The sequence below is a fragment of the Pedobacter miscanthi genome (assembly GCF_032678605.1).
Classification (GTDB): domain Bacteria; phylum Bacteroidota; class Bacteroidia; order Sphingobacteriales; family Sphingobacteriaceae; genus Pedobacter; species Pedobacter miscanthi_A.
The window spans coordinates 79,050-92,849 of the sequence record NZ_JAVTSU010000016.1 but is presented as its reverse complement, the minus strand read 5'-3'; the positions used below and the strand labels follow the sequence as shown (position 1 = coordinate 92,849).

10 protein-coding genes are annotated in these 13,800 nt (G+C 39.1%); all 10 read left to right on the top strand.

The window, feature by feature from the left end; translation table 11 throughout:
• Positions 1-394: 394 nt before the first annotated feature.
• The 10 genes from R2R28_RS21925 to R2R28_RS21880 all read left to right on the top strand — a co-directional run bounded on the left by R2R28_RS21925 (position 395) and on the right by R2R28_RS21880 (position 13,350).
• On the top strand, positions 395-2,485 hold the full coding sequence (locus tag R2R28_RS21925) for a nitrite reductase (RefSeq protein ID WP_316827792.1): 2,091 nt from the start codon (positions 395-397) through the stop codon (positions 2,483-2,485).
• Between the two features lie 82 nt (positions 2,486-2,567).
• Positions 2,568-3,344 (top strand): uroporphyrinogen-III C-methyltransferase, encoded by a 777-nt coding sequence (cobA, locus tag R2R28_RS21920; RefSeq protein ID WP_316827791.1) that lies wholly within the window; start codon positions 2,568-2,570, stop codon positions 3,342-3,344.
• Positions 3,328-4,839, top strand: a complete 1,512-nt coding sequence (locus R2R28_RS21915) for a TSUP family transporter (RefSeq protein WP_316827790.1) — start codon at positions 3,328-3,330, stop codon at positions 4,837-4,839. The genes cobA (R2R28_RS21920) and R2R28_RS21915 overlap by 17 nt, the downstream gene beginning before the upstream one ends.
• Positions 4,840-4,841: 2 nt before the next feature.
• A complete protein-coding gene (locus R2R28_RS21910; protein ID WP_316827789.1) occupies positions 4,842-5,543 on the top strand; it encodes a phosphoadenylyl-sulfate reductase in 702 nt (233 codons plus the stop codon).
• A gap of 145 nt (positions 5,544-5,688) precedes the next feature.
• Complete coding sequence (cysD, locus tag R2R28_RS21905; RefSeq protein ID WP_316827788.1) at positions 5,689-6,594, top strand: sulfate adenylyltransferase subunit CysD; 906 nt, start codon at positions 5,689-5,691, stop codon at positions 6,592-6,594.
• 148 nt (positions 6,595-6,742) lie between these two features.
• The gene (locus R2R28_RS21900) at positions 6,743-7,993 is read left to right on the top strand and encodes a sulfate adenylyltransferase subunit 1 (RefSeq protein ID WP_316827787.1); all 1,251 of its coding nucleotides are present in this window, start codon (positions 6,743-6,745) and stop codon (positions 7,991-7,993) included.
• A gap of 406 nt (positions 7,994-8,399) precedes the next feature.
• On the top strand, positions 8,400-8,864 hold the full coding sequence (locus R2R28_RS21895) for a hypothetical protein (RefSeq protein ID WP_316827786.1): 465 nt from the start codon (positions 8,400-8,402) through the stop codon (positions 8,862-8,864).
• A gap of 357 nt (positions 8,865-9,221) precedes the next feature.
• Positions 9,222-10,016: a uroporphyrinogen-III C-methyltransferase gene (gene cobA / locus R2R28_RS21890; RefSeq protein WP_316827785.1), complete on the top strand. Its 795-nt coding sequence runs from the start codon at positions 9,222-9,224 to the stop codon at positions 10,014-10,016.
• Between the two features lie 644 nt (positions 10,017-10,660).
• Positions 10,661-12,073 (top strand): glycogen synthase, encoded by a 1,413-nt coding sequence (locus tag R2R28_RS21885; protein WP_316827784.1) that lies wholly within the window; start codon positions 10,661-10,663, stop codon positions 12,071-12,073.
• An 8-nt stretch (positions 12,074-12,081) separates the two neighbouring features.
• On the top strand, positions 12,082-13,350 hold the full coding sequence (locus tag R2R28_RS21880; protein ID WP_316827783.1) for a glucose-1-phosphate adenylyltransferase: 1,269 nt from the start codon (positions 12,082-12,084) through the stop codon (positions 13,348-13,350).
• Positions 13,351-13,800 lie beyond the last annotated feature (450 nt).

The following is a 13,800-nucleotide window of genomic DNA, read 5'->3' as shown; positions in this document are numbered from 1 at the left end:
GAGCGCAGCGCAGCCCTGCAAAGCCTGACCCTTCCCCGAATTCTCGGGATTGGGTAACGCCCAAATTAGTTTTCAATTTTCGGTTGGCAGTTTTCAGCTACTACTTAGAGCATTTAACTTATAGATTTCTCTCCCGATTTAACATCGGGACTACGCTCCAGTCGAAATGACGTTTTATTTATGTAAAATTTTTCATAATAAATTACGACTATTCCTATATACTTTATATATTTGGCGTATGAACTTCAATTTTATACCTAACCAATTAATCGCTATGCAAATGATGTGCTGTTGTAAAACGCAATAATAGGAGCCTACAGATAATTTTATGTATAAAATATTGAATGCTTCTCGGTAAAAGGGAAGCATTTTTTGAATAAAGCTAACAACACATATGCAAAGTTTCAGAACAGAACTCGAAAATCCGATCGTCGAGCAGGACATCATCGATTTAGAGAATAAAATTAAAGCTTTTAGGGATGGAACTATCCACGACGAAAAGTTTAGGAGCCTACGTTTGGCCCGCGGTGTTTACGGACAAAGACAGCCTGGCGTACAGATGGTACGCATTAAACTACCATTTGGTAAGGTAACTTTTAAGCAATTATTGCGTATTGCCGATATTGCTGATGAGTACGGAAGTGGTAATTTGCACTTAACTACACGTCAGGATATTCAGATCCATTATGTGAGTTTAGACCGTACGCCCGAACTTTGGGCTAAACTGGAACAGGATGATATTACACTGCGCGAGGCTTGCGGAAACACGGTACGTAATGTAACCGCTTCTCCAAATTCGGGAATCGACGCTGAAGAACCATTTGATGTTTCGCCTTATGCACAGGCTGTATTTGCTTACTTCTTGCGTAATCCGATTTGTCAGGAAATGGGTAGAAAGATTAAAATCTCCTTTTCTTCGAGCGATCGGGATACGGCTTTTAGCTACATTCACGATTTAGGTTTTATTCCGAAAATTAATGAAAACGGCGAACGTGGATTTAAAGTTTTATTCGCCGGTGGTTTAGGTGCACAGCCTTTCCTTGCCAATGCAGTACACGATTTTTTACCTGAAGATCAGTTAATTCCGTTTACTGAATCTGTTCTTCGCGTATTTGATCGTTATGGCGAACGTACCAACCGTAACAAAGCACGTTTAAAGTACCTGGTTCAAAAATTAGGTTTAGAAGAAGTTTTACGTTTGGTTGCCGAAGAGCGCATCGCCAATAAAGTAAAAACCTTTAAAATAGATATAAATACTGTTCCGCAGCCAGTTTTACCTTTAGATCAGGAATACCCGGCTGTTGAAATATTGAATGAAGCCCATTACAAACATTGGTTAGCTACAAACGTAATTGAGCAGAAACAGGAGGGGTTTTACGGCGTTTACGTAAAAGTTCAGGTTGGTGATATTAAAACAGATAAAGCAAGGGCATTTGTTGATGCCATCAGGTTATATGTTGCTGATGAAATCAGGATTACCCAAAACCAGGGTTTATTATTAAAATTTGTACGTAAGGAAGCCTTGCCTTCATTATATTCAGCTTTAAATAAAATAGGTTTTACCACGGCTGGCTTTGATAGTTTGGCTGATATTACCACTTGTCCCGGCACGGATACCTGTAATTTGGGTATTTCGAATTCAATGACCTTGGCCGAAGTTTTGGAAGAGGTGATTTATACCGATTTCCCTGAATTTATCTACGAGAAAAACATCAAGATTAAAATCAGCGGATGTATGAACTCTTGCGGTCAGCATGGTTTAGCTGAAATTGGTTTCCATGGAAGTTCAGTAAAAGCAGAAGGAAAAGTTGTTCCGGCCGTTCAGGTAATGTTGGGTGGTGGTACAGTTGGGAACGGAGTAGGTAGAGTTGCAGAGCGGGTAATTAAAGTGCCTTCTAAAAGGGCCACAAGTGTTTTACATTTCATTTTAAATGATTTTAAAGCCAATAACCTGGAGGATGAAAACTTCCACCAATATTATGATAGAAAAGGTAAAGATCATTTTTATCAGTTACTAAAGCCATTGGCTGACTTAACCAACCTTAAAACAGAAGAATTTGTAGATTGGGGTCATGTAGAAGAATTTGTGACAGCAATTGGTGTGGGCGAATGTGCCGGCGTGGTGATTGATTTGGTAGCGACTTTATTATTAGAGGCTGATGAAAAATTCGGTTGGGCAAAACAGAATTTAGATAAGGAAGCTTATGCTGATGCCATTTACCATACTTACAGCACTTTTGTAAGCGCAGCAAAATCTTTATTGTTAGATAAAAGCGTAAACAGCAGTACCCAGGTTGGAGTAATCCGCGAATTTGATAACCATTATGTAGAAACCGGTGAATTTAATTTACCGACCAATTTTTCTGACCTGGTTTTACAGATTAACAAAAATGAACCAACAGCCGAATTTGCTAACCGTTATTTCAATCAGGCTGAGGCATTTTTAAATCAGATTAAGGAAAAGAGAGCGGTATTAGTGAAATGAGATTGGAGAGAATAGATATGAGATTGGAGAGCTGCAAGCGTTAAATAGTCAAAACTCAATCATTCAAAATTAAAATATAAAAATGAGCGATCAGAAATTAAATATAGAATCAAAAATAACCCTTTTAGGTGCAGGTCCTGGTGATCCGGATTTGTTAACTTTAAAAGGCGTAAAGGCATTACAAACTGCTGATGTGGTGTTGTATGATGCTTTAACCAACGAAGCTTTACTGGAGCATGCCCCGGCAGCAGCCATTAAGGTTTATGTGGGAAAACGCTCTGGTGAACATTCTTATCCTCAGGATACCATTAATAAATTAATGATCGATTATGCTTTAAACTATGGTCATGTAGTGCGTTTAAAAGGTGGCGATCCATTTGTTTTTGGCAGAGGGTACGAAGAACTGGATTATGCAGCTTCTTATAGTATTCCGGTAAGTGTAATTCCTGGTATTTCTAGTTCAATCGGTGTACCTGGTTTACAACAAATTCCGGTTACACACCGAGGGATGAGCGAAAGTTTTTGGGTAATCACCGGAACGACCACTTCCGGAGAAGTTTCGGCAGATATTTACCAGGCAGCCCAATCAAACGCTACAGTAGTGGTATTGATGGGGCTTAAAAAATTGTCAAAAATTGTTGAGATTTTTAAAGCCGCGGGCAAACAACATCTACCAACTGCTGTAGTTCAAAATGGATCAGCAGAAGATGAAAGACTAGTAGTTGGCGTAGTCGAAACCATAGAAGGTTTAGTTCAACAAGAAAATATTAAAGCACCAGCTTTATTAATTTTTGGAGAAGTTGTATCATTACATCCATCATTTAAGAAATTAATTAAACAATATGCAAGTATTGCCTAACCAACCTGATAATGCGGCATCTTTTTCGGAAGAAGAAAAGGGCAATCAGCTCTTTCCGGTTTTTGTAAAGCTGAATAAGCTGCGTACATTATTAATTGGGGCAGGGAATATTGGGCTCGAGAAATTAACAGCGATTGTAAATAACAGCCATAGCGCTACCATTACCATCGTTGCAGAGATCATATCGCCAGAGGTTTATGCACTTATTGCAAATTATCCGCTGATAAAGGTTAAACAGAAAAGTTTTGATATCAATGACTTGAATGATATTGATATCGTTTTTGCCGCAACCAATAACAATATTCTAAATGAAGAGATCAGAAGGGTTACGCACGAGCGGGGCCTGTTGATCAATGTGGCCGATAAACCTGAATTATGTGATTTCTACCTGGGGTCCATCGTTCAGAAAGGTGATTTGAAGATTGCGATATCTACAAATGGTAAATCGCCAACAATTGCCAAACGTTTAAAACAAATTTTAAACGAAGGTTTGCCGGCAGAGCTGGATGAAACCCTACAAAACATGAGCGCCCTGCGCCAGACCTTAAACGGCGATTTTTCGGCAAAGGTTAAAAAACTGAATAAGGTTACCCAAAGTTTAATTAACCCTAAAAAAAGTTTTGCAGAGCGCAATATTAAATGGTTAATCTGGGTGGCTTCGGTTTTATTAATCGGCGCAATCGGGCTTTCTCTTTGGAATACTGAACCTGAGTTTCAAACTTTTTTAATCAATATCGATCCGTTATTCTATTGGTTTTTAGGTGCAGGATTTTTATTCGCCTTAGTTGATGGTGCCATCGGCATGTCGTATGGGGTAACCACCGCATCTTTTTCACTCGCTATGGGTTTACCGCCTGCATCGGCAAGTATGGCCATTCATATTTCGGAAGTAATGAGCAATGGTATTGCGGGCTGGATGCATTACCGCATGGGAAATGTGAACTGGAAATTGTTCAAAATATTAATTCTTCCGGCAATCGTTGGTGCGGTATTGGGTGCCTATATTTTATCATCGTTAGAACATTATAGCAGTTATGTAAAACCGGTTGTAGCCGTTTATACACTATTTTTAGGTGCTGTTATTTTAATGAAAGCTTTTAACATCAAAAGGAAAAAGGCCGATCAAAAAATCAAGAAAATTGGTTTATTGGGCTTTTTTGGCGGTTTTATCGATGCTGCTTTTGGTGGTGGCTGGGGGTCAATCGTATTATCCAGCTTAATTGCAGGCGGCCGTCATCCTTTGTTTTCTTTGGGAACGGTAAAAATCAGCCGTTTTTTTATTGCCACTTTAAGTTCGCTTACCTTTTTTACCATGTTAGGTGGCAAACACTGGGAAGCCGTTTTAGGCTTAATTATTGGTAGTGCAATTGCATCACCCATAGCAGCAAAAGTATCGAACAAAATTTCGGCAAAAACCATTATGGTAGCCGTTGGGATTATTGTAATGCTGGTAAGCTTGCGCAGTGTGATTATGTTTATTTTAAAATTAATTTAGTGATGAAGAACCTAGAAGAGATAAGGACAGCACTGGCAGGTTTAAGTACAATTGATAAACTGAAATTTTTGGCAGATCAATATGCCGGTCGTATTATATTTTCGACCAGTTTTGGTTGGGAAGATCAGGCGATTACCCATTTAATTTTTGCCAATAACATTCCAATCAAGGTTTTTACCTTAGAAACCGGACGTTTATTTCCAGAAACCTATTACGTTTGGAACCGTACTTTAGAAATTTATAACAAACCGATTCACGCCTATTATCCGCAAAATGAGCTATTGCAGGATATGGTAAATACAAAAGGCCCGAGCAGCTTTTACGAATCGGTAGAAAATAGAAAAGAGTGCTGTTACATCAGAAAAATCGAACCTTTAAAAAGAGCATTAAAAGGAAACGAAATCTGGATAACAGGTATAAGGGCCGATCAAAGTGCCAACCGCGAGGATATGCACGATTTAGAATGGGACGAAGGCAACCAAATGGTTAAATTCCATCCAATTTTCGACTGGACTTTAGAGGATGTGAAAACCTACATTAAGGAAAACAATATTGTGTATAATACCTTGCACGACAAAGGTTTTCCGAGCATAGGATGCGCCCCATGTACAAGAGCAGTACAGCCAGGCGAAGATTTTAGGGCCGGAAGATGGTGGTGGGAAGACCAGAGCAAAAAAGAATGTGGTTTGCATGCAGCATCCTGATGTAAAATGGAAGATGGAAAAGGGATGATGGCATCTTTACTTTACAACCTTTAAACCTTCAACAATTTTTAACAACAACAACAAATATAACTTTGAATGATTGGAACATTCCAACATTCAACATTTTAACATTTCAACAATTGTAATGAGTACATATAATTTTGATTATTTAGATGAACTGGAGGCCGAAGCCATTCACATTTTACGTGAAGTAGCAGGTCAGTTTGAAAAGCCTGCCTTATTATTTTCTGGCGGGAAAGATTCAATTACTTTGGTTCGTTTGGCAGAAAAAGCATTCCGTCCGGGAAAATTTCCTTTTCCCTTGGTACACATAGATACCGGCCATAATTTCGAAGAAACCATCACTTACCGCGATCAGATGGTAGAGCGGATTGGCGAAAAATTAATCATCGGTTCAGTACAAGAATCTATTGATCAGGGTAAAGTTGTAGAGCAAACCGGTAAAAATGCCAGTAGAAATGCTTTACAGACGGTAACTTTGCTCGATACCATTGCAAAACACCAGTTTGATGCCTGCATTGGTGGTGCACGCAGGGATGAAGAAAAAGCAAGGGCCAAAGAACGTATTTTTTCTGTTCGTGATGAATTCGGACAGTGGGATCCAAAACGCCAGCGACCTGAACTTTGGAACATTTACAACGGTAAAATCCACAAGGGTGAAAACATCCGTGTATTCCCGATCAGTAACTGGACTGAACTTGATGTTTGGAATTATATCCGTAGGGAGAAAATAGATCTTCCGAGCATATATTTCTCGCACGAACGTGATTGTATCACCAGAAATGGACAACTGATGGCAGCTTCGCCATTTTTAAATATGGATGATGAAGATGTGGTAGAACGCAAACAGGTTCGTTTCCGTACAGTGGGCGATATGTCGTGTACTGCTGCGGTAGAATCAGATGCCACTTTAATCGATGATATTATTTCGGAAATCAGCGCGTCTAAAATTTCAGAGCGCGGTGCCCGTTTGGATGATAAAGTTTCTGAAGCCGCAATGGAAGACAGGAAAAAAGGGGGGTATTTTTAAGGAGTATCAAGTAATAAGTATCAGGTATCAAGATTGACATGAGTCTTAATACAGATATTTTACATTGATGCCATTAATTAGTATAAGCGTTTTTAGATCGCATTCAGGTCTTGATACTTTATACTTCTATCTTAATACTATAAATAACATGAACATATTAAAATTTTTCACAGCAGGCAGTGTAGATGATGGTAAAAGTACCTTAATCGGCCGTTTGTTATACGATACAGATTCTATTTTAGCCGATCAATTAGAAGCTTTGCAGAGTTCTAACCGCAAAAATGATGACGGATCAATAGATTTAGCTATTTTAACGGATGGTTTAAGAGCAGAGCGCGAGCAGGGCATTACCATTGATGTAGCTTACAAATACTTTCAAACAGAGAAACGTAAATTCATTATAGCCGATACCCCCGGGCATATTCAGTATACCAGAAACATGGTTACCGGTGCTTCTACAGCAAACCTGGCTATTATTTTAATCGATGCCCGTAACGGTGTGGTTGAGCAGACGATTCGCCACTCGTATATCGTTTCCTTATTGGGCATTAAACACGTGGTGGTATGCATCAACAAAATGGATATGGTTGATTATAGCAAAACCGTTTACAATTCGATTATAGATAAATACAAAATTTTAGCGCAGCAATTAAAGCTGGCTGATGTAACCTACATTCCCGTAAGTGCATTAAAAGGGGATAATGTGGTGCAAACTTCTGAACATATGGACTGGTATGAAGGGGAGAGTTTATTACACTTTTTAGAAAAAGTAGATACCGACCATTTAGACCGTTCGCAACTGGCCCGTATGCCTGTGCAGTGGGTAGTACGCCCGCAAACTGAAGAGCTGCACGACTACCGTGGTTATGCCGGCAGGATATTGAGCGGAACCTTTAATTTAAATGATAAAGTTACTGTGCTTCCATCAGGAGCCAGCTCCACTGTAGAGAAAATAGAATTTTTTGATGAAGCACTTGATGCCGCACATGCTGGTCAATCTGTGATTATCCATTTAAAAGATGATGTGGATATCAGTCGTGGCGATACCATCGTAAATGCATCGGCTTTGCCACAGGAGTCAAAACTGATCGAAGCTGATCTTTGCTGGATGGATACCCGTGCATTGGATACTTCGATAATGTACAACATTCAGCATAACAGCAAGATCACCAAATGTAAAATCAGCGAAATTTTGCATAAAGTAGATATCAATACCCTCGAAAAACACGCTGCACACGAATTTAAATTGAACGATATTGGCCGTGTAATCGTGAAAACAGCTGATGCTTTGGCATTTGATTTATACGACGATAACCGCGCAAATGGTTCGGCTATTTTGGTTGATGCACGTACCAATTTAACAGTTGGTGCACTAATGTTCAGAGCGGCAGTGGAGTAGCATGGAAGATGGAAAATGGCAACGGTTAATAACCAATTTTCAATGATCAACAGCGACAGGTTCATGAAATACGGCTAAAACCTTAATATTCTTAACTCCTTAATTGTGGAAAAATGGATAATAGAAAATAATCAATGACCAATTTTCAATGATCAATGGCGACAGCTTTATGAGAAATGATAAAATAACCCATTGATTCTAAAATCCCACAATCCTGAAAATCTTAAAGTAGAGAACCACAACCAAATATAATAATGAAAGCTTTAGATTCATCTAAAGTGAAAGCAATTTCGATGGGATGCCAAATGGTATCCCATTTTTCGTTATGCGGTTTTTTGTATATTTATTTATGGAAATGCTTGGAAGTTTTCATCCACTTAACATATAAATCCTAATCACAAAAAACATGAAAAGAAATCTTTTATACCTCGTTTTTGCCGCTGTTCCATTTGTTTTTGCCTGTAACCAATCAGAAAAAAAGGCTGATACCGCAAAAAAGGATTCCGTAATCAATCAAAACTGTTATGCTGCTTTTTTTGAAAAAGACAGTGCCGCCATGATTGTAAAAACCATGTCGTCTGGTAAAGTAACAGGATCTTTATTGGTTAAATATGCCAACAAACCCCAGAATAATGGAAAGATAACAGGTAAATTTAATGGTGATACCTTATTGGTTGATTATCGATTTAACACAGGGAAAGATACCACCAAGGCGTTTACTAATCCATTGGCATTTTTAAAGAAAGATGGTAAGTTAGTTATGGGCGTTGCGCAGATAGAAACCACATTGGGCAGATCGTATTTTGTGAAAGGCAAACCGATTAATTACGAAGCAGGTAAATTTACTTTTGCAGAAGTAAATTGTAAATAAACGCTCATATTTTTTCCAGGAAGCGCTGAAAACACAGAGATATAGCCTGGTTATTAACCTGTAGTTTGTCATCCTGAACGCAGTGATGGATCTTTAAGCTCTGCTTTACATTTCACCACAAGGTACCGTCATTTCGAGCGGAGTGTAGCGAAGTCGAGAAATCTATCGAGGTAGATCTCTCCGTTCCGCTGCGCTTCAGTCGAGATGATGACCCTCTAAGCTATATTGCCTGTCTATACATTTTATTACATTCGTAATAAGATAAATAAAATTATTTTAAAATAAATTACTACTATTCCCATAGACTTTATATATTTGTATAATTAACAAACGTATAACGAGCATAAATTATCTGTTATGATTTTGAATAAAGTAGAAAAAGCGAACATTGAACCACGAATTACTTTAATAGGTGCAGGTCCTGGCGATCCGGATTTATTTAGTTTAAAAGGTGTTAAAGCATTAAAAACAGCTGATGTTGTTTTATACGATGCAAATGTGAACGAAGCTTTATTGTGTCATGCGCCAGATGGTATTCCAAAAGTTTATGTGGGCAAACGTTCTGATGACGAATCTTTTTCTCAGGATGCGGTAAACAAGCTGATTATTGATTATGCTTTAAACTATGGTCACGTGGTACGTTTAAAAAGTGGCGATCCGTTTTTCTTTGCCAAAGGATATGAGGAGATTGATGCGGCAGAATCGTATAGCATTCCAACCGAAATTATCCCGGGTATCTCGAGCGCAACTGGTGCACCAAGTTTGCAGAAAATCCCGATGATTTACAAAGACCTGAGCGAAAGTTTCTGGGCAGTAACCGGAACAAATGCCAAAGGCGAAATTTCTGAGGATTTATATATCGCTGCAAAAACCAAAGCTACCATTGTGGTTTTGAACGGAATAGAAAAAGTAAAAGAAATTGCCGCCATTTTTCAGGCTGAAAATAAAAACCTGTTGCCTGTTGCGGTAATCCAGAATGGCTCTACCCCGCAGGAAAAAATTGCTATTGGTATAGTAGATACCATTGCAGAAATTGTTGAAGATAAAAGAATTGATGCGCCTGCGCTATTGGTTTTTGGTGATGTGGTTTCACTTCATCCTCAGTTTCAACCCATCCGCGATTTCTACGAGACTATCGCTGAAGAGTATTAAGATATTTTTAAACCAAAAATATATTTGTTTTGTTGTTAAAAACCGCTTATGGATTTAGGCGGTTTTTTCGTTTTATATGCCGCAGATTTAAGATGCTTACCCCAAAAGAAAATATGTTTTTACATTTAGCAGAAACCAACTTTGTTTTTAAGCCTGATTGCAGTGTAAAGCCCGGAGCGTAGCGAGGACTTGCAACGAAAAGCAGGGCTGTAGGCAGCCACGAAGAACTGAACAATCACTTTCTAATAAGAAACAATATATAATTAGATCTTTCCATTGCGCGTTGCTTCAATCGAGATGACGATGCTTCTCTAAAACCCGCAGATTTAAGATGCTTATTGCAAAAGAAAATATGTTTTTACATTTAGCAGAAACCAACTTTGTTTTTAAGCCTGATTGCAGTGTAAAGCCCGGAGCGTAGCGAGGACTTGCAACGAAAAGCAGGGCTGTAGGCAGCCACCAAGAACTGAGCAATCACTTTCTAATAAAAACAACCTAAATTATAAATTAGATCTCCATTGCGCGTTGCTTCAGTCGAGATGACGATTTTTTCTCTAAAATAATCAACTAAAAATATAATTTACATTATTTGCAAAGCTCAAAACAATTAGTAACTTACTTGGGTTATCTACACCAAATAGTTGATGGAAATTATACATATAAGCGCCGAGTGTTACCCTGTTGCAAAAGTTGGTGGTTTAGCCGATGTGGTAGGGGCTTTACCAAAATATCAGAATAAACTAGGCCACATTGCTAAAGTGGTTGTGCCTGCATACGATACCAAATTTATCCGTGAAAGTGAATTTGAAGTAACCTACGATGCCTGGGGAAACTATGGTAACCACCATTTTCAATACCGCATTTTAAAAGAAAAAACCAATAAACTGGGTTTCGATTTATATGTTATCCATATTCAGGGTTTAACCGATCGGCCAAATGTATATGGTTATAGCGACGATACGGAACGTTTTGTTGCTTTTCAGATCGCTACTTTAGATTGGATTGTACAATGGGAGCACCGCCCGGATGTAATTCATTGTCACGACCACCATACTGGTTTAGTGCCTTTTATGGTAGCAAATTCTATAAAATATAAACCAATAAGTGGCGTTCCCACTGTTTTAACCATCCATAATGCACAATATCAGGGTCAGTTTGGCTGGAATAAACTCTATTACCTGCCAGCTTTTGATTTATGGAAAGGTGGTTTATTAGGTTGGGAAGATGCGATAAATCCATTGGCATCGGCCATTAAATGCGCCTGGAGGGTAACCACCGTTTCGCCAACTTACCTGGAAGAAATGATGGGCAATGCCCGCGGACTGGAAAGTTTGCTGAGGCAGGAGCGTTGGAAATCGATCGGGATTTTAAACGGAATTGATAGCGAAGTGTGGAATCCGGAAACTGACCCGATGCTTGGTAAAAATTACAATTTAAAAACGGTTGAAGTGGGAAAACTGGCAAACAAAACGGCACTTTGCAATGTTTTTCAATTAGATCCATCTAAACCCCTGTTTACTTTTATCGGCAGGTTGGTTGATGAAAAGGGAGCTGATATTCTACCAGATATTTTTTATACGGCTTTGCAACAGCACGGCGATAACATCAATATACTGGTTTTAGGCTCGGGAGATAGTTGGGTAGAAGGACGATTAAACCAGTTAAAGGACCTTTTTGGCGGCAAGTACAATGTTTATATCGGTTATAACGAGCAGGTATCGCATGAGATGTATGCCGGTGCAGATTTCCTGATTATGCCATCGAGGGTTGAGCCTTGTGGTTTAAACCAGTTATATGCTTTACGTTATGGTACGGTACCAATTGTGCGCAGGGTTGGAGGGTTGAGGGATACGGTGGTTGATATTGGCGACAATGGTTTCGGGATTTGCCACGATCAAACAAGTATTTGGGATGTTACACATGCCATTAATCGCGCTGTTGAATTATACAATGATAAAAAAGCCTTTAAAGCTGTTAGAAAAACGATGATGAAAATTGATCATTCTTGGGATAGGGCAGCATTAAATTATATAGAATTATACCAAAAATTAAAATAAGCTTAAACATGACTGACAAAGTTTTAGGCGTTATCCTTGGCGGTGGCCAGGGCTCTAGATTATCGCCACTAACACAAACACGTTCAAAACCGGCAGTTCCGATTGCAGGTAAATATCGGTTGGTAGATATCCCAATTTCCAATTGCCTCAATTCAGGCATCCACCGTATGTTTGTGTTAACACAGTTTAATTCGGCATCCCTAAACAAACACATTAAAAACACGTATCACTTTAGCCACTTTAGTACGGCTTTTGTTGATATTTTGGCGGCTGAACAAACTGTACAAAACTCAGGTTGGTTTCAGGGTACAGCAGATGCGGTCCGTCAGTGCATGCATCACATTGTTTCGCATGAGTTCGATTACATTTTAATTTTATCCGGCGATCAGCTTTACCAGATGGATTTTAAAGATATGATCGAAAAACACATCGAAGCAAATGCAGAAATCACCATTGCTACCATTCCGGTAACGGCAAAAGATGCGACTGATTTTGGTATTTTGAAGGCTGATGATGAAAACATGATCACCTCTTTTATCGAAAAACCTAAAACAGGTTTGGAAGATTGGATTTCGGATACGGGTGAAGAAATGCAGGGCGAAGGCCGTAACTTTTTGGCATCGATGGGGATTTATGTTTTTAACCGCGAATACCTGATCAATATCTTAAATGAGAACGAAGAGGAAAAAGATTTTGGTAAAGAAATTCTGCCAAGGGCCATTACACAAAGCAGGGTTTTAAGTTATCAATACGAAGGTTACTGGACTGATATTGGTAATATTTCATCATTCTTTGAAGCCAATTTAGGCTTAACTGATGAAATTCCTAAATTTAACATGTTCGATAGTAACCATGCCATTTTTACAAGGGCGAGGATGCTGCCACCTTCAAAAATTTCGGGTACTACTTTAGATAAAACCATTATTGCGGAAGGCTGTATTATCCAGGCCAGCAAAGTAGAACATGCCGTTTTGGGGATCAGATCGCGGATTGGAAAAGATACGGTAATTACCAACGCCTACATTATGGGCAGCGATAGGTACCAGACTTTGGAAGAGATACAGGAAGAAAACAGCAAAGGAAATTCTTTGATCGGTATCGGTGACCGCTGTTTTATTAATAATGCCATTATTGATAAAAACTGCCGTATTGGTAATGACGTGAAAATTAACGGCGGCGACCATTTAGAAGATGGAGATTTTGAACTTTATGCCGTTAAGGATGGTATCGTGGTAATTAAAAAAGGTGCTGTTGTACCAAGTGGAACAGTAATTTAAGATAATCATTACTCATTAGTCAGGCCAGTCACGATTTTTCGCGACTGGCTTTTTTATTGTCTGATTGTAATTCTGAGTTCAACGAAGAATCCCTGAGATGACTATCAACAGCTCGTAATTTACAGATAAAAGAAGTGCATGTGAAATATTATTAACGGATTTGGGCGTTCCCCATTCCCGGGAAATACGGGAAAGGGGCGGGCTTTTCAGGGCTGCGCTTCGCTCCGGTACCGATGAAGAATCGGTACTAAACCCTTACAATCCCTAACGCAAGAGAGAAACCGTTTTCAAATAGATTTAGTCTTTAATGAGCTTGGGCAGAACCTTTGTTTCGTAAACCTGATAAAGCGGAAAGCCCGGAGCGAGGTACGAGTGAGGACTTGAAGCGATAGCAGGGCAACTGGCCGCCATGAACACAGAACCTTACTTTTCCAAAAAAAAACTAACTTT

Excerpts from the sequence above, each read along its gene's own strand:
- R2R28_RS21925 (WP_316827792.1), top strand. The coding sequence starts at position 395 with ATGCAAAGTTTCAGAACAGAACTCGAAAATCCGATCGTCGAGCAGGAC.
- cobA (WP_316827791.1), top strand. The coding sequence starts at position 2,568 with ATGAGCGATCAGAAATTAAATATAGAATCAAAAATAACCCTTTTAGGT.
- R2R28_RS21915 (WP_316827790.1), top strand. The coding sequence starts at position 3,328 with ATGCAAGTATTGCCTAACCAACCTGATAATGCGGCATCTTTTTCGGAA.
- R2R28_RS21910 (WP_316827789.1), top strand. The coding sequence starts at position 4,842 with ATGAAGAACCTAGAAGAGATAAGGACAGCACTGGCAGGTTTAAGTACA.
- cysD (WP_316827788.1), top strand. The coding sequence starts at position 5,689 with ATGAGTACATATAATTTTGATTATTTAGATGAACTGGAGGCCGAAGCC.
- R2R28_RS21900 (WP_316827787.1), top strand. The coding sequence starts at position 6,743 with ATGAACATATTAAAATTTTTCACAGCAGGCAGTGTAGATGATGGTAAA.
- R2R28_RS21895 (WP_316827786.1), top strand. The coding sequence starts at position 8,400 with ATGAAAAGAAATCTTTTATACCTCGTTTTTGCCGCTGTTCCATTTGTT.
- cobA (WP_316827785.1), top strand. The coding sequence starts at position 9,222 with ATGATTTTGAATAAAGTAGAAAAAGCGAACATTGAACCACGAATTACT.
- R2R28_RS21885 (WP_316827784.1), top strand. The coding sequence starts at position 10,661 with ATGGAAATTATACATATAAGCGCCGAGTGTTACCCTGTTGCAAAAGTT.
- R2R28_RS21880 (WP_316827783.1), top strand. The coding sequence starts at position 12,082 with ATGACTGACAAAGTTTTAGGCGTTATCCTTGGCGGTGGCCAGGGCTCT.